Source organism: Sporolactobacillus spathodeae, from assembly GCF_016908935.1.
Lineage (GTDB): Bacteria > Bacillota > Bacilli > Bacillales > Sporolactobacillaceae > Sporolactobacillus > Sporolactobacillus spathodeae.
In genome coordinates, this window is the sequence record NZ_JAFBEV010000012.1 from 69477 (window position 1) to 87491 (window position 18015).

Genomic DNA, 18015 nt, shown 5'->3' on the forward strand with positions numbered 1-18015 from the left:
TAAAAATGTGGAAATCAGGAAAAAAGCACTCATCTTGAAACAAAAAGAAGAGTGCAAGATTCAAAAACATCCAAAATCTTTATCTCATTATTGATTGTTGGTTCATTGAACTGAGGTTGTATTAAACTCTTCCTGCTTCAGCGTAGCCCCTCTGGAATCAATCACGCCACGATACCAGTCAAAGCTTTTTTTCTTACTGCGTTTCAAGGTTCCGTTACCTCGGTTATCCCTGTCCACATAGATGAACCCATAGCGTTTCTCCATTTCCCCTGTGCCCGCACTGACAAGATCAATGGGTCCCCACGTCGTATAGCCGAGCAACGCAACACCATCCTTAATCGCTTCAGCAACCGCAACAAGATGATCGTTTAAATAATTGATGCGATAATCATCATTAATCATGCCGTCTTCTTCCACCGCATCACGTGCACCGAGACCATTTTCAACAATAAATAATGGTTTTTGATAACGATCATAGAGCATATTCAGGGAATACCTCAGGCCAAGTGGATCGATAGGCCAGCCCCAATCCGACTTTGGTATATACGGATTTTCGACAGATGCATAAGCTTGGGCCGCAAGTTCGCTCTTATGTTCCGCATCCACGGTATGGCTCATATAATAGCTGAATGAAATATAATCCACCGTATTTTCTTTAAGCACTTTCCGGTCATCATCTGTAATATCAAGAATCACATGATGTTCTTTAAAGAAACGGTTCATATAGGAAGGATAATTGCCTCGAGCATGCACATCGCCATAGAACAGCGTCACACGATTCTGTTGCAACGCAGCCATCTGATCTTCAGGTTTACACGTCTTCGCATAATAAGGCGAAAAGGCAAGCATGCAGCCCATCAAAGCGCCTGGCACCAATTCATGAAGTAGTTTTGTCGCTTTCGCGCTAGCCACCAATTCGTAATGTGATGCTTGATAAATCGCCTGAACCTTGTTCGATTCATCATCGAGTACAAGTCCACCGGCAATAAACGGATTTTCTGTAATGCAATTAATTTCGTTAAAACTCATCCAGTATTTCACACGGCTTCCATAGCGGCGGAATAACGTTTCAGCATAGGTCAAGTAAAAATCGATTAGCTTTCTATTGGTCCAGCTACCATATCTTTCCACAAGCGCGAGTGGTGTTTCGTAATGCGAAATAGTGACAATCGGTTCTATATGGTATTTCTCCAGTTCATCGATTACTTGATCATAAAATTGCAGTCCAGCTTCATTTGGTTCTTTGTCATCGCCATTTGGGAAAATACGTGCCCAATTGATAGAAATTCTGAGCGCCGAGAAGTGCATGTCGGCGAATAATTTAATGTCTTCCTTATAATGATCATAGAATTCAATCGCTTTGTGTGATGGGTAATAAAGATCGTCTCTGATGGTTAAATATTTTTTGGGATGTTGTAGCATGTCGTTACGTTCCGGTCCGGCAGGTTCGACGTCGACAATGGACAAGCCTTTTCCATCGCGATCGTAGCCTCCTTCATACTGATTTCCTGCAAGCGCACCGCCAAAAAGAAACTGTTCGGGAAACAATACATCATTTGCCATTTTAATTATGCTCCTTATCATCTTTTACTTCTGCCTTGAAGAAAAATTACAACTCCCGGCCGTTGCTCTGAATGACCTTTTGGTACCAATAGAACGAATCTTTTTTTAGCCGTGCTAAAGTTCCTTTTCCTTCATCATCCTGATCGACATAGATAAATCCGTATCGTTTGCTCATTTCAGAAGTGGACATACTAACCAAATCAATCGGTCCCCACGTCGTATAGCCGATCACGTCTGAACCGTCCTTTATCGCCTCACCCGTTTGGCGAATATGTTCGCGCAAATAATCAATTCGATAGTCATCATGAATCTGTCCATTCTCGACAGCATCATAAGCTCCGAGACCATTCTCAACGATGAACAGCGGGACACGATAGCGTACATACATATCATTCAATGCGGTTCGAAGACCGATCGGATCAATCTGCCATCCCCAGTCGGAAGTTTTCAAGTAAGGATTAACTTTCCCCTGGAAAATATTACCTTCAGATGCTTCACCATCAAGGTGGGTCGACACACTCAGCGATGTATAGTAACTGAATGACAGGAAATCAACTGGATAAGCTTTCAGCAATTCATCATCGCCGTCTGCCTTCTGAATCTTAATCCCATTTTCTTCGAAATAACGATTCATGTAAGTTGGATATTCACCGCGAACCTGAACATCTGTGAAAAATAGATTCAGGTTATTTTCATGCTGCGCCAATAAAACATCGGCCGGGTCATTGGTTCCCGGATACGTTTCAACTCTGGCCAGCATGCAGCCGATTCGAAATTCAGGATTTATTTCATGAGCAATTTTCGTAACTAGCGAACTGGCGACAAACTGATGGTGTGCCCCCTGGTACCCGACACTGACCGGATCCTTCGCTCGTTCGCAAATGATTCCGCCGCCAGTATAGGGACTTTTCGTAATCACATTAATTTCATTGAAGGTCAACCAGTACTTGACTTTATCCTTATAACGCTTGAAAACGGTCGTTGCATAGCGGACAAAATGATCAATAACTTCTCGGCTTTCCCAGCCATTGTAGCGCTGAATCAAACCGACAGGCGTTTCATAATGAGACAGCGTAACCAAAGGCTGTATCCCGTATTTATGGCATTCGTCAAATACACGCTCATAAAATTCCAGTCCCTTTTCGTTTGGCTTTTCATCGTCACCGTTTGGAAAAATACGTGCCCAGGAAAGAGAAAGTCGGAATACTTTAAAGCCCATCTCAGCAAACAACTTGATATCTTCCTGGTAACGATGATAAAAATCGATACCGAATCTTTTGGGATAGACGCCAGACTCATCATTTAGATGATGGTTGAACTGTTCCCAACTCAAATCCATGTTGATTTTACCATTTCGTTCTTCTTTCGTTACGAAAGGCATCAAATCTTGGGCATCAAGCCCTTTTCCGTCCACATTATATGCTCCTTCAATCTGATTGGCGGCTGTCGCGCCGCCCCAGAGAAAGTTTTCAGGAAACATTGTTTCTATTGACATCAAATCACCTCATCCGTTCTGCTAATTTCTTATCAATATATGCATACAAATCGACTAGTTCAGTCGCTAAATCTTTGACGGTTATCGCGTTCATTAAGTGGTCCTGTCCATGAACCTCGAGCAGTGATACTGGCTTTTTTTCGCCAGCTCCTGTAATCTCATCCTGCAAGGCTTTGGTTTGAACATGATGCGCTTCCACTAGTTCTTCGCCGGCTTTTTTTAAACTTTCTCTTGCTTCATCAAACTTGCCTTCTTTCGCCTGATAAACCGCTTCCATGGCAGAACTTCTGCCGTTACCGCCATGGAGGATCAACTGAAAAGTTTCTTCTTGTTTCATTTCCTGCACCTTGCTTTCTTTTGTTTAAAGGGACACGCTTTCTGTTTCATCAGTCCCATGTTCTGTTTCATATTCCTTTTCTTCTATGAGCTTCTGTTTGTCGACCGCACGGAAAAACGGATAATAGATGAAAAATGAGATAAAGATATTGACCGCTTGAATTATTGCTCCGGATATATGTCCACCAGTTGCCAGATAACCCGAAATAATCGGCGGCGTGGTCCATGGGACTGCAATTCCGGCTGTCAATGCGACCCATCCGAACTTCATCGAAAAGTAAGTGGTTGTTAGAGCAATGATAGGTGTTAGGACAAAAGGAACAATCATTAATGGGTTCATAACGATTGGCAGGCCGAATAATATCGGTTCATTGATATTAAATATCGCCGGACCAACGACGAGTTTCCCAAGTGCCCGCATTTGCTTGCTCTTTGCGAGAAAAGCAACCATGAAAGCCAAAGCAATTGTTGTTCCGGAACCGCCGAGATTAATAAAGTTATCAAAAATCTGCTGTGTAATGATATTGGGGAGTGCATGGTGCGCTTGGAAAGCAATGCGGTTGGCATCCATTGCACCATACCAAACCGGTGCCATAATGCCTCCGACAATGTTCGCCCCATGAATACCGAAAGACCAAAGGAATACGATAGCGAATTCCGCGATAAGACTTCCTCCGTATGTGCCGCCTACCATGCTCAATGGTTTACCAATGACTGAAGTAATAACGTTTGGAAGACTACCAACCGACGTTTGTTCCACCAGAATTCTCAAGAGCCAAACGATAAGAACGATGACAGCGCCAGGAATCAACGCTGAAAAAGATTTACTGACTGCCGGTGGAACGGATGGCGGCATTTTTATCGTGATGTTTTTCTGAACAAAGAAGCGATAAATCTCTGTAGAACCGAGTCCAAAAATGATCGCCATAAAGAGTCCTTGGCTACCAAGCAGTGCTAGTGGCACATCACCAAGTTTATCCAACGGGATGGCAAGCAAAAACGCAGCAATTGAAATGACGCCAGCGGATAACGGGTCAACCTTATAACTTTGCGCCAAATAATAGGCAATACCGAATGCTGCAACAAGGCCCATGATACTGAATGTCGCATTGACGGGATACTGGGCAACCGTTGCCCAGTTTTTGCCGAACACCCCAGTCATGAAATTTTGATAAGCAGCAATTGGAAAGTTAGCGATAATTAGGAATACAGAACCGATAATAATTAAAGGCATTGCTAGCATGATACCGTCGCGCAACGAAACCAAGTGACGCTGGCTAGCAATTTTCCCGGCAATCGGCAGAACTTTTGACTCTAGAAAGCTTTCTTTTTCTTCACTCATTGCGATCCTCTCCTTTTAGACACCTGCTAATTTTTCTGCTTTTTTCAGTACCTTTGCCCCATCCATCATGCCGTATTCTACGGCGCCAATCACATCAACCGGAACATTTTTTTCTTTTCCCAATTGTTGAAACTTTTTCAGTAAGTATTTTACTTGTGGTCCGAGTAACAAAACGTTGGTGTTATCAATTTCTAAAGGAACCTGTTCAGCTGGAACGGCTGTAATGCTATAGTCCTTTCCCTGCGCCTTTGCAGCTGCTTCCATCTTCGAAACCAAAAGACTTGTTGACATTCCTGCGGCACAACATAGAACTATTTTCATCATAATTCCCCTCTCACCCATTGATATCTTTAAGCTCTGTAGCCAAGAATTAACTTGGTTCCATTACTTTGTTTGCGCTTACATAATTATAATAGCAATTTTTGTGCCAACTATAATACACACATAAATTTCCTCACTGCTCTTTTGTAAACCCTTTCATTTTAAAGTAAAAAAAAATACAAATGCGGCATCTATACGCACCGTGTTTGTATTTTTGCACAGATTATGATCTGTGCACATTTAATTTATTAATGTGTGCAACTCCCTAAAAAATATCTCCCAATTAATTTTGCTGTTTGGCTAAATAAATAAGGCTTTCTTTAATCGGCACCGACATATTCAAACGCATTTTCTCATTAAACTGTGTAAATAGGGGCTCCCACAACTTTAGATCATTTTTTGAAATGGACAGCGTCCGTTCCATCGGCTGAGCAGGGAGAACCAGAGGACGCCCAGTATTCTCAGACTGAAGCATTTTCTCCAGTAGACTGCCGATATGCATCCATAGACCAATTGTTGAGTCGTTGTCCAACTGATAATAGTCTTTGATAGGCTCGAAATACTTCGTCATGATGGTATAGAACAAATCCGTGTTCAATTCGGTTGTTATCTTATCCAAACCTTTTTTAGCCAATTTTCCCAAATTAGCCACTTTCTGTCCGTTAAACGCCACTTGCGACACAGTACGCGAGATTTCCAATAATTTCTTTAGGCGCTGGTGTCCGTCATCCATGAATAATTCGGCCGCAGGAATGTATGGTATATCGTGAAAATGCACGGGGACGGTACCAACGATAGCAATCACTTGATACTTTTTTTGTAACACTTCTAGCATACTCGAATCATGATTGACCGGATCCACACGAATCGGACGGATTGCCACGTCTCTATCGAGAGAATCGATGTTTTTGCATAGCCAATCATTGAGTAATTGCGCAGTACCCTCTCCAGTAAAACAAACGGTGACAATCAACCGTTGCTTTTGTTCGATCGCAACCGGTAGCTGCGCTTTCGGGGCTAGAGCAAGATACGCATCTCTTGCTGCATGATAGACCTCATTAAGATCATTTTCGGCAATCAATGCTTTTCTGCCTGCTTCAATCAACATCGGAAGATTAACATTAGCCAGTGTACGGATACGAATGCCGAGATCTCGACTAATGGTTTCACCAATGGTCACAAGAGAGCCGATATCGACCAACAGGAGCACCCCTGCATCATTTGCATGCTGGGAAATCTGTGTACTGATTCTTTTGTATGTGACACCGGTTGCTTCGGAAAGTGGCATATCAATCGGCTGGATAATCGGACTACCCAGGAGGTAATTCGTCACTCCTGCCATTGATGTTGCGGTTGAATCACCATGCGTCACTAAATAGACGGAAACACCGTCTTTATGGACCGCCTCAGGAACCGTCGATGCCATCAAATGTGCCGTCAGATTGATTTCGTTTTCCGGTAATTGCAGCTGAATTCTTTTCTCAAGAAATTCGGCAAGTTTCTCCGCCACCAGTTGATAGATTTGCGGTGCGGGGACTGTATTCGCTGTCAAGTCGCTACTCCGTCCCTGGCGACGGTACGCTTCCAAATGCAAACCAATTGCCATCAACTGTTTATCGCCAAATTCAAAAGTAAAATCAGCTTTGAAATAATAGGAAAAATCTCTCAGTGCATCAAGCAAGTCATGTTCAATGAACCGCATCCATGCCGGTTCCGATTCAATTCTTTTCTCAGATAACGATTGCACATCGCTAAGATAATGATTAATTGCTGACTGCATTTCATTAATCGAAGAGGCTTGATCATGTCCGATTTGCTGTTTTTCCCCTTTTATTGTTGCTAACGCAGAATAAATACTGCAAATTGGAAAAGGATTCTCTTGTTTGGAAACTGCCACAATTTGTTCTGTACTTTGTGTCTGCAATTCATTTTTCAAACTGCTCAACACTTGTTGCGGCAGATTATCTTCTTGTATCGTCACTTGATTTGTGCCCTGTTGTAGATGATGCATGAAGGCGCGAGCACAGGTGATCTGAATGTCCCCTTTTAATTGCCCAATATTTCCAGGACAGGAATACGTTAAAAAAGCCTCCTTACAGCTGTCTTTAATTAGCAGTGCAATATTCATTTTCTGTGCCTCTCGTCTGAGAAAGAATGAGAGCAGTTCTTTGCGCTCTTTTTGAGTCCTTTCCCGCAGTGGCGGCACTTTTAATTTCAGCGAAAATCTTCGGAATAAAGTCGGGAGAAGAGCCGATTCAAGCGTTTCCGTCGTGGCGCCTATTATGACTAGATTGGCATGATGAACAGCATCAGATTCTCCCAATTTCCTGTAGATGCCTTTATCGATTAAATAAAATAGCATTTCCTGGCCAGTCGGCGGCAAACGGTGAATTTCGTCTAGGAATAAGATTCCTCCATTGGCCTGCTCAATTAGCCCGATTTCATCCTTTGCGGCACCAGTATAGGCCCCTTTTTTTATACCGAAAATATGCCCCATTAATAATTCTGGATTTTGCGCATAGTTGGCGCAATTGAAGGTAACAAAGTGTCCGGAAAAATTATTCCATTTTTTTGAAAAAGCGATCGACGCCAAATACTCAGCTAAATAGCTTTTCCCAACACCTGTTTCACCAGAGAGCAAGATATGCAGCCCTTGATTCGGATATAACAAAGCAGCAAGGCCCTTCTCGATTATATCTTTCATGCTCGAATCTGCACCAATAAATTGTGTATTGTTCGGATCTGTAATAGCTACAGCGCCATTGGGATGCACTGAATGCGTCATCGTATCATTTACATGCTTTGAAAGATGGTAACGAACCGGTTTGCCTGGTGCTTTTACTAATTTGTTCATTTTAGAAAGTTCATTCAAATACCTGCTGACCGTTGAGCGTTCCAAATTGAGGGAAACAGATAATTCTGACGCAGTGATACCGTTATTTCCTTCTTCAGAGGATAACTCATTTATTTTTTGGTAAATTTCCTCTAACTTATTCACAATTTTCCTCCAATAGATGCATTGAATGAGTGAATACTTTTGAAAATGTTTGATGGGAAATATGTCACTACTATTTATTCTAGATGTGTTTTTTCCCATGATCAATCACATTGATAGCGTTTTATTTTACTAAAATAGCAACATTGTTTGAGAAAGAATTATAAATTTATATAAATGGCTCAATTCGGAATATTATAAAAAGCTGGCCTTTTTGTGCATGGTCAGCTATAGAACAAGAAGTAGCAATACGTTTGTCATGAGAATAAATGAGGCGGTTAGAATGGGAAAAATATTTTGCGTTCATTATTGGCATGGCTATCAAAAATTTGTTTTCATTAAATAGCAGAGTCATGAAATTTAAGTGGTGGCAAAATTAAAGTGGAAATAAGTCAATCTATAAGACACAAAGCAGCTGAATCTTCCTGGGTTATTTTATATCTTTATAGTAATAGTACATATCATGTTGGCCTATTTGTTTAATGATTCTGCATGGATTCTCTACAGCAACCGAATTCTCTGGAATGTCCTTTGTCCGTTTTCACAAATCACCAGTCAGGAACTGAGCCTTGCCGAGACCGAAGCTCCAATCCGCATCTGTATTGGAGACAATGGAAACCATCAAGTCCTGCGGATCAATACCGCAGCTTTCCTTAAGCTCACTCGCAAGTAGACGGTATAATTCTTGCTTCTGTGCTTCTGTCCGTTTCTTACTTGTGATGCTGATCACAACAAGCTGATTGGACCGTTTTAACCCCAATCCGGTATCCTCGATGACCAGTTCATCGGCTGGATGTTGCGTCACAATCTGATAACGATCCTTTTCTGGAACGCCAAACGCTTTAACGACAGCGCGGTGGGCGGCATCGAGCAAAGCCCTCAGTTCTTTTTTATCTCTTCCCTCAATCAAATCAAAACGAATAAGCGGCATCCTTTATCTCCTCCCTTTCGATTGTACATTAAATATACCACATATAATCAAAATGCCTGGACAAATTGGTTTACTCATGCACAGCTAAACAAACCTCGATATTTAGCAAATTTATCAACTACTTTTGAATTTTTATCAGCCACTAACACAGCCAACGCGATTCATTACATGAGATAAACTTGGCTTAGCAAAATCATTTTTTGCAAAAATTGCGTTCCAGCTGCTCGTTTGCCGCGGGCGCCTCGCGTCTCCTCAAACAATCTGTAATCTACGGGGCCTCACTTGGCTCGCTTTTCCCACAGGCACCTTCACCATTTCTTTGTGCAAAATCCAATACATTCTTATCTTTTAAAAAATAAGCATCAAACATGCAGAACCACAACTTCCCACACGTATACTATCAATAATCAATTCTTGTCCAAGGAGCCATCAACATGTCCAAAAATCAAAAACACTTCTATTTCGGCGGCGACTATAACCCAGAGCAATGGGATCATTCGGTGTGGCAGGAAGATATGCGTGTGATGCGGGAAGCCGGCGTCAACTTTGTCAGCATCAATATTTTTGGCTGGGCACGGCTACAGCCGAATGAAGACACATTTGATTTTCATATGCTTGATCAAGTCATGGACATGCTGGCTGCCCATCATATCGGCGCGGATCTGGCGACGGCAACGGCCGCACCGCCCGCCTGGCTTTCTCATAAATATCCGCAATCGCTGCCGGTTGATAAAAACGGAACACGTCTTCTGCCGGGTTCACGCCAGCATTATTGTCCGAACAGCCCGGATTATCGCCGGCTCGCGGCACGCCTGGTCGAAAAAATTGCGGAACGCTATCGCGAACATCCGGCACTGATCATGTGGCATGTGAACAACGAATATGGCTGCCACATCTCCGAATGCTATTGCAACACCTGCAAAGCTAAATTTCAGCGTTGGCTTCGCGACAAGTATCAAACGATCGAGCAGTTGAATGCCGCTTGGTCGACAGATTTTTGGAGCCAGATCTATTATGATTGGTCTGAAATCAATCTGCCTGGCAAAATGCCAACACATGTCAATCCAAATCAGCAACTGGACTATAAACGTTTCATGAACGCCTCACTGCTTGAATTGTTTCAAATTGAACGACGCATCATCAAAAAATACACACCGAATAGCCCTGTGATGACCAATCTGATGGGCCTGCACAAACCGATCAACGGGTTTATGTGGGCGAAATCAATGGATATCGCCACATGGGACGGCTACCCAGATCCACATCAGCGGCTTCCGTATCAAACATTTATGGCGCATGATCTGACCCGCAGTCTGAAAAAGAAGCCTTTTCTACTAATGGAGCAGGCACCAAGCGCGGTCAATTGGCGTGCCCAGAACGCTGTGAAAGCGCCTGGCGTCATGCGGCTCTGGAGTTATGAAGCGATCGCCCATGGCGCCGATGGCATTCTATTTTTTCAATGGCGCGCTTCGCAAGGCGGCGCAGAAAAATTTCACAGCGGCATTGTGCCGCATTCCGGTGACAAAAATAGCCGAACGTTCCAAGAAGCACGCGCGCTTGGTCAAGAATTGAAGCGCTGTGACGAACTGATCGGAAGCAGCTTTTCCTCTGAAGTCGCCATCGTCTTCGACTGGGAAAATTGGTGGGCCTTGGAACTGGATTCCAAGCCATCTAATCTTGTTCGCTACACCGATCAGCTGCTGCAATACTATCGTTTGCTGCATCAATTAAGTATCCCGGTCACATTCATTGATCCGGAGGACGATCTGAGCCCCTTTCGCTTCGTGCTCGCGCCTGCCAGCTACCAGGTGTCGCAACCGTTTGCGGATAAGCTCAAAGCGTTCATCCACGCGGGCGGTGTGTTCCTGACCAATTTTTTCAGCGGCATCGTCGACAAGACGGATCGCGTCTATCTTGGCGGTTATCCCGGTGCCTATCGAGAATTTCTCGGTTTGACGGTCGAAGAATTTGCGCCAATGATCAAAGGCGAAGCTGGAACGATACACACGCCGCTCGGCGAGCAACCGATCCGGCTTTGGCGCGAAGCCATTCATTTAGAAGGTGCGCATGCCATGGCCACATTTCAGGACAGCTATCTGAACGATTGGCCCGCAATCACGCGCCATGCCTACGGATCCGGTCAGGCCTATTACGTTGGCACACAGCCTGAGGCCGCTTATCTAAAGGAGCTGCTCCGCGCTATCTTGGCAGAAGCGGGCATTGAACCACCCCTCACTGTTCCCGAGGGTATTGAAGTGACTGTTCGCAAAAAAGAAGCTACAACCTATTATTTTATTTTGAACCATACACAGGATCAGAAAATGTTTGTCATCGACGCGCCGATGATCAATCTGCTGAATGGAGAAGAAGAAAGAGATATGGTTAAACTGTCAGGGAAAGATGTGAAAATACTAAAACGGCAGATCCGTGAAGAAAAATTTGACCCTGCCAATTGATCTGAGCAGTATCTCCCTTTATGATAGAGGAGAGTTGAGAAGAGTTTGAGTTTGAGTTTAGAAGAGCAGAGTTGAGCAGGAGCATAGGTTTTTCCACGATCCGTTTTTGGGTCTGTTTCCTCGTCTTTTCCTTTTCTGTCTCTTCTGTATGAATTTTTATACAGGAGGCTATACCATGAGTTTATTAGCAGATTTCGATCCCGCCGCGGGCGTGACCACGTTCACAACAAGCAGCGGCCTACGCATCGAACGCCGGCAGCAGCCGCTGCAAGCGAGCCATGCCATTTCTTTACTAATGAAAGAATTGAATAACCGAAAAGGCGGGCTTTTTTCAAGCAATTATACCTATCCCGGCCGCTATTCACGCTGGGATATTGGCTTCGTCAACCCGCCGATTGAACTCACAGCGAAACAGAGCCACTTTCAGATCCGTGCATTGAATCCGCGCGGCGAAGTCATTCTTTCTTTTCTGGCGCGTCACCTTGATGATCCGGCACTCCTTATTGATAGCACGGACAACGATCAAATTTGCGGTCATATTGATGCGGATCAGCTCACGCTAATTAAAGAAGGAGAGCGGACCCGCCGCCCTTCCATTTTTTCATTACTTCGAAAAATGCAACAATTACTAGCGATTGACGACCAGTTTCTCGGCCTGTATGGGGCATTCGGCTTTGATTTGATTCGTCAATTCGAGCAACTGCCGCTCTCTAAAGCGCGCGATCCAAAGCAAAATGACCTCCAGCTCTATCTTCCTGATGCGCTTCTTGTCGTTGACCATGAGAAAAACACCTGCTACCAGTTGGCTTACGAATTTATTGATGGCGTTTCTAGTTCAACGGACGGTCTGCCACGTAGCGGTGCTGAACTTCCCTACGATGCCGCTTTCGGCCAAGAATCCTTTTCCACTTTTGCCAATAAAGAAGGCGACTATGCTAACATGGTTCGGGCAGCAAAAAATGCCTTTAAAAATGGCGATCTGTTTGAGGTGGTCCCCAGCCGCGTTCTAGCCGAGCGCTGCGTATCACCACCATCTGAGGTTTTCAGCCGACTACAGAAAATTAATCCCAGTCCCTACGGCTTCTTACTGCATCTAAATGATCATGAATTTCTGATTGGCTGCTCACCGGAGATGTATGTTCGAGTCGATGGCGCAACCGTCGAAACCTGCCCGATCTCCGGCACGATCCGCAGGCGCGGATCAGCGATCGAGGACGCCGAGCAGATTAAAACGCTGCTCGGTTCGCTCAAAGAAGAGTCCGAGCTGACCATGTGCACGGATGTCGATCGTAACGACAAGTCCCGTGTCTGCCAGCCGGGTTCGGTCACTGTCGTCGGCCGTCGGCAAATAGAGGCTTATTCACATCTTTTTCACACGGTCGATCATGTGAAAGGTCTGCTTAAGCCCGGCTTTGACGCGCTTGATGCGTTCATGAGTCATATGTGGGCAGTCACCATTACCGGCGCACCAAAAATTGAAGCGATGAATTGGATTGAGGCGCATGAGCAAACGCCGCGCAATTGGTATGGCGGTGCGGTCGGCTATCTCTTAGTCAATGGAAATATGAACACTGGCCTCACGTTACGTACCTTGCGTCTGCACAACGGCATTGCGCAAATCCGCGTCGGCGCTACACTGCTTTATGACTCGATACCCGAGCAAGAGGAGCAGGAAACACTGACCAAAGCAGGTGCACTATTGGACGCGCTCCACTCAAGTACCCCGGCTCAAATCAATAAAGAAGACAGGGATGGCCCGGAAGAAGAAAAGCTTGGCAAAGGGCTTCGTCTTCTGCTCGTCGATCATCTTGACTCGTTTGTCCACACGCTCGCCGGTTATTTTCAGACATTAGGCGCGTCCGTAACGGTCTGCCGCAGTGATGCCGCCCGGCAGCTGCTTCGTGCCAAAGAACCTTGCTTTGATCTTGTCGTCCTTTCGCCCGGCCCAGGAGCACCGAGACGTTTCCATATGAATGAAACCATTCGTCTCTGCCTCGAGCAGCGACTGCCGCTGTTCGGCATCTGTCTTGGCCTCCAAGGCATTGTCGATTATTTCGGAGGCAGACTCGACCTCTTATCCGAACCGGTTCACGGCAAGGCCTCCTTAATCAGGCATAACAGAAACACGCGACTCTTTCAAGGTATTCCAACGTCTTTCAAAGCTGGACGCTATCATTCCATTCACGCAAGTGCCTTGCCACCGGAATTGATCGCGACCGCGAAAACCGAGGACGGGATCCTCATGGCGATTGAACACCGCCAACTTCCGCTAGCCGCCGTCCAGTTTCACCCGGAATCGATCATGACGATGAACGACAATATCGGCATGAAAATTCTTGAAAATGTGCTCGCTTCCTGCAAAAAGGCACTGGTGGAGCCATGAAAAGTTTGTAAAAAAATGGATTTTTTAAATGACAGCCCGGCGTTCTAAATTTTTCTAAATGCCTGGGCTGTCCTTTTCTTATAAATAAAAAATCCGTTTTTCACCAGTTTCCCGAACAATTTTAAAGAAAAAATCATTTTTTATTCGTCTTTTTTCAAAAAATATATTTCTTTCGGTAAATAAATTGTGTATTATAGAGCTACTCACTTATTTTTCTAAATTTTGGAGGTATTTTTGTGATTAAGAAAATCGTCATTCTTCTTGCATCTTTGCTTCTCCCAGTTGCTCTGCTTGCTGGATGCGGCAATTCAAGCACGGCCCCTCAGAAAAAAGCACCAATCAAAGTTGCCATGGTAACCGGAATTGGCGGCGTCAATGATAAATCCTTCAACCAGTCCTGCTGGGAAGGCCTGACGCGATTCGCCAAAGACAATAATTTAAAAACGAAAACAGATGTGAAGTACCTGGAATCGACACAAGACTCTGACTTCACCCCGAATCTGAATCAACTCGTGATGCAGCATTATAACGTCGTGATCGGCATCGGCTTTCAGATTCAACCTGATTTGCAGAAAGTTGCTGAGCAGCATCCGAAACAAAATTTTGCGCTCGTTGACAGTGTCGCTGTTGACAAGAATAACAAATTATTGAAAAATGTTGCCAACCTGACGTTCAAAGAACAGCAAGGATCCTTCCTTGTCGGTGTTGTAGCCGGTCTGACAACGAAAACGAATAAAGTCGGCTTCGTCGGTGGTATGAATTCAGCTTTGATCAAGAAATTTGAAAATGGCTTTAAAGCCGGCGTTAAAGCGGTGAACCCGAAAGCTACGATTTACGCGCAATATGCCGGCGCATTTAATGCACCGGACAAAGGCCGCAGCATTGCATCGACTCTGTACACAGAAGGCGCTGATATTATCTATGCCGCTGCCGGTGATACAGGAAACGGTGTCTTTACTGAAGCGAAAAACCGCACGAAAAACGGTAAAAAAGTCTGGGTAATTGGTGTTGACCGCGATCAATACGCACAGGGACTTCCTCAAAACGTAACGCTCACATCAATGGTGAAGCGCGTTGACCAGGCGATTTACGACGTATCAACCAAAGCAAAGAATGGCAAGTTCCCTGCTGGAAAAGTACTCGAATACGGTCTTGCTGAAAAAGGTGTCGACATTGCGCCGACAACCAAAAATGTTAAGCCAGCTGTTCTGAAACAAGTCCAAGCCTTTAAAAAGAAGATTATCGACGGCTCGATTGTTGTCCCAACGACGGATAAAGCCTATGCGAAATATCTTTCGACTTTAAAAAAATAATTTACAAACATTACAAATGGCGGAGTGCAACTGATCCGCCATTTATTTTTCTCTACAGAAAGGAGCTACCTATTTATGACCTCCATTTTTTTTGTTCATGACGCTGATGTCGACGATCTCGTTTCGCTCTTTCTTTTGACACAGATGGACGCTGTCCATTTAACCGGCGTTTCGGTCATCCCCGCCGACGGCTACCTCACCCCCGGTGTTCAAGCCAGTCGAAAGATCATTGACCGCTTCGACCAAAAAGTAGAAGCGCCAGTAGTCGCTCGCTCCAATTCGCGGGGAATCAACGCGTTTCCGAAAGAATGGCGGATGCGTTCCTTCTATATCGATGCTTTGCCGCTTCTCAACGAATCGGGAAAAATTGAGACGGCAGAAAGTGAACTTCCAGGCCACCTGCAGTTGATCCGCTCGGTCCGTGAAAACAGCGAACCGACCACGTTGCTTTGCACGGGTCCATTGACCGACATCGCTCGCGCGCTTGACGCGGCTCCGGATATTGAAGAGAAAATTGATCGGCTAATCTGGATGGGCGGCACGCTCAACCCGGTTGGCAATGTGATCGAACCCGAGCATGACGGCTCCGCTGAGTGGAACGCCTTCTGGGATCCGGAAGCAGTCGCTCGCGTTTGGCAAAGCAGCCTGACCATTCAAATGGTCGCGTTGGAAAGCACCAACCAAGTACCGCTAACTCTCCCTGTTCGTCAAAAGTGGGCGAGCCTGCGTCGCTATATCGGTGTTGATTTCATCGGTCAGTGTTATGCCTCCGTTCCACCGCTCGTTCATCAAGAAACGAATGCCACATATTACCTGTGGGATGTGCTAACAACAATGGCGGCCGGATTACCTGACCTCGTTCAAACAAAAACGGTGCGAACGAAGGTTCATACTTTAGAGCCGAGCCAAGGAAAAATTGAAGCCTGCGCCGACGGACGCCCGGTTGCTGTCGTCTACAATGTCGACAGCGAGAAATTCTTTGCTCAAATGATTGAGCTCGCGAAAAAGGCATAAACTTTATATGCCAAATCAACGAAAAAAGGATGGCCAAGATCAATTTCTGATCTTAAGGCATCCTTTTTTTTAGATCGATCTGTTTCTTAAGCCAGGCACGCTCTCGATTGGGAAGGCTTCGCTTAGCCAAGTCCTTTATCAGCAATACGCTTCGGCTGCTCGCTTGCCGCAGGCGATCCGCGAGCCTCCTCGTATAGGCAAGAGTCTGCGGTGGCTCACTTGGCTCGCTTTTCCCGCAGGTGTCTCGCGACTTTGCTCCATTTTTTGTGCAAAATCTTATACATTCTTATCTCTTGAAAAAGGCTTCTGCAGAATAACAACTGTAGAAGCCTTTTTTGCATAATGGGCTGATTTTACTGGGAACTTTCTGACTCATTTTTCAATCGGAAACAATGGGAGTTTTTCCAAATAAACGATATCGCTCCGATCGGCGGCAGCCCCTTCGGCAAGAATTGCCGCACGGCCAACGATTTCGCCGCCAGCCTCGGTGATAAGCTTCTCCATCGCTTGAATTGATTCCCCTGTGCTGATGACGTCATCAACAATCAGAATTCGTTTTCCACGGATCAGCCGGACATCTTCCTGATCGAGGCAAAGCACCTGCTTCTTCTGCGTTGTGATCGACTCAACTTCAGTCACAAGCGGTTCTGCCATATACGGCTTGATGCTTTTCCGGGCGACAAAATACCGGGGCATGCCGAGCATTCGCGCGAGTTCCTGAACAAGCGGAATCCCTTTTGCTTCCGCCGTAAACAAGTAATCAGCCTGCGGTAATTTCGATGTCAAGGCCTCTGCCGCATGCGTCACCAGTTCCGCATCGCCAAGAATTACAAAGCTAGCAATCGCCAGCGTTTCTGAGATGCGAATCACCGGCAATTTGCGCTCAAGGCCGGCAACGTGCAGTGTATAAAAATCCATCGTACCCATCCTTCCAATCGCTGCTTGATAAAAATATTTTCGCACAGTCGCGGCAAGGAATCTACTAATAATTGTAAAATTAGTTTGGCAGATGAATCGAAACGAGCTATCTAAAAACAATTTGACCGAAGCAGATGCTTTTCCAGCGAAAGTACACGACCAAATCCAAAGTAGTTGAGTTGAGTCGGTAGTTCGGTGCGTTTTTTGATCGATTTGGTGCGACTTTTCGCAAATTAGGATCAACTATTGCTCGATTCGGAGCAACTTTTCCACGATTTGGTGCTACTCCTGAATTTCGGAGCAACTTTCGCTTAATTCGGTGCAACTATTCCACGATTCGGAGCAACTTTTTCAGGAATAGCCTTAACTTTGGATTTAATCCCTTCCCAAAAGGGCTCGATCCAGTGTTTGTTTGCCTTTTTGATACTGTTTAAAGAAATCCATTTGAAAAATGGTCGTTCCGCGAGCGCGGAACGTTCCGATTGATAACTCAACACATATTTATAGAGTTTGGGATCAAGTACTCCTCAGAATTTAGTAAATAATCGATTTCACCTCTGAGCTTCGGCCTAACTTTTGCCCGATTCGGTCTAACTTTTGCCCGCTCCGGTCTAACTTCTCAGGTTCGGCCTAACTTTTGCCCGATTCGGTCTAACTTTTCATGGGTTCGGCCTAACTTTTCCCCGCTTCGGTCTAACTTCTCAGGTTCGGCCTAACTTTTGCCCGATTCGGTCTAACTTTTCACGGGTTCGGCCTAACTTTTCCACGATTCGGTCTAACTTCTCAGGTTCGGCCTAACTTTTGCCCGATTCGGCCTGACTTTTCACGGGTTCGGCCTAACTTTTGCCCGGTTCGGTCTAACTTCTCAGGTTCGGCCTAACTTTTGCCCGATTCGGTCTAACTTTTCATGGGTTCGGCCTAACTTTTCCCCGCTTCGGTCTAACTTCT

The 18015-nt window shown here is 45.2% G+C and carries 12 protein-coding genes; 4 read left to right on the plus strand and 8 right to left on the minus strand.

The genetic code is table 11. The features are described 5' to 3' along the window. Nucleotides 1–102 precede the first annotated feature (102 nt). From JOC27_RS07775 to JOC27_RS07805, 7 genes are all read right to left on the minus strand, one after another. Entirely contained in the window at nucleotides 103–1563 is a 1461-nt protein-coding gene (locus JOC27_RS07775) for a 6-phospho-beta-glucosidase (RefSeq protein WP_205006715.1), read from the minus strand. 46 nt (nucleotides 1564–1609) lie between these two features. Next, entirely contained in the window at nucleotides 1610–3058 is a 1449-nt protein-coding gene (locus tag JOC27_RS07780; RefSeq protein ID WP_205006716.1) for a glycoside hydrolase family 1 protein, read from the minus strand. A 4-nt stretch (nucleotides 3059–3062) separates the two neighbouring features. After that, entirely contained in the window at nucleotides 3063–3404 is a 342-nt protein-coding gene (locus tag JOC27_RS07785) for a PTS sugar transporter subunit IIA (RefSeq protein ID WP_338062788.1), read from the minus strand. Nucleotides 3405–3419: 15 nt separating this feature from the next. Beyond that, complete coding sequence (gene celB / locus JOC27_RS07790; RefSeq protein ID WP_205006718.1) at nucleotides 3420–4736, minus strand: PTS cellobiose transporter subunit IIC; 1317 nt, start codon at nucleotides 4734–4736, stop codon at nucleotides 3420–3422. A gap of 15 nt (nucleotides 4737–4751) precedes the next feature. Continuing rightward, complete coding sequence (locus JOC27_RS07795; RefSeq protein ID WP_205006732.1) at nucleotides 4752–5057, minus strand: PTS sugar transporter subunit IIB; 306 nt, start codon at nucleotides 5055–5057, stop codon at nucleotides 4752–4754. 283 nt (nucleotides 5058–5340) lie between these two features. Continuing rightward, a complete protein-coding gene (locus tag JOC27_RS07800) occupies nucleotides 5341–8055 on the minus strand; it encodes a sigma 54-interacting transcriptional regulator (protein ID WP_205006719.1) in 2715 nt (904 codons plus the stop codon). 538 nt (nucleotides 8056–8593) lie between these two features. After that, the gene (locus JOC27_RS07805) at nucleotides 8594–8983 is read right to left on the minus strand and encodes a tautomerase family protein (RefSeq protein ID WP_205006720.1); all 390 of its coding nucleotides are present in this window, start codon (nucleotides 8981–8983) and stop codon (nucleotides 8594–8596) included. 434 nt (nucleotides 8984–9417) lie between these two features. Here JOC27_RS07805 and JOC27_RS07810 point away from each other — a divergent pair, with 434 nt between their 5' ends. The 4 genes from JOC27_RS07810 to JOC27_RS07825 all read left to right on the plus strand — a co-directional run bounded on the left by JOC27_RS07810 (nucleotide 9418) and on the right by JOC27_RS07825 (nucleotide 16149). Next, complete coding sequence (locus JOC27_RS07810; protein ID WP_205006721.1) at nucleotides 9418–11439, plus strand: beta-galactosidase; 2022 nt, start codon at nucleotides 9418–9420, stop codon at nucleotides 11437–11439. Between the two features lie 175 nt (nucleotides 11440–11614). Next, nucleotides 11615–13822, plus strand: coding sequence for an anthranilate synthase component I (locus JOC27_RS07815; protein ID WP_205006722.1), 2208 nt, complete (start codon nucleotides 11615–11617; stop codon nucleotides 13820–13822). A 236-nt stretch (nucleotides 13823–14058) separates the two neighbouring features. Continuing rightward, on the plus strand, nucleotides 14059–15135 hold the full coding sequence (locus JOC27_RS07820; protein ID WP_205006723.1) for a BMP family ABC transporter substrate-binding protein: 1077 nt from the start codon (nucleotides 14059–14061) through the stop codon (nucleotides 15133–15135). 75 nt (nucleotides 15136–15210) lie between these two features. Continuing rightward, nucleotides 15211–16149 (plus strand): nucleoside hydrolase, encoded by a 939-nt coding sequence (locus JOC27_RS07825; RefSeq protein ID WP_205006724.1) that lies wholly within the window; start codon nucleotides 15211–15213, stop codon nucleotides 16147–16149. Nucleotides 16150–16521: 372 nt separating this feature from the next. On the opposite strand, the gene JOC27_RS07830 is transcribed toward JOC27_RS07825, so the two are convergent. Continuing rightward, the gene (locus JOC27_RS07830) at nucleotides 16522–17067 is read right to left on the minus strand and encodes a phosphoribosyltransferase family protein (RefSeq protein ID WP_205006725.1); all 546 of its coding nucleotides are present in this window, start codon (nucleotides 17065–17067) and stop codon (nucleotides 16522–16524) included. Nucleotides 17068–18015: the final 948 nt, after the last annotated feature.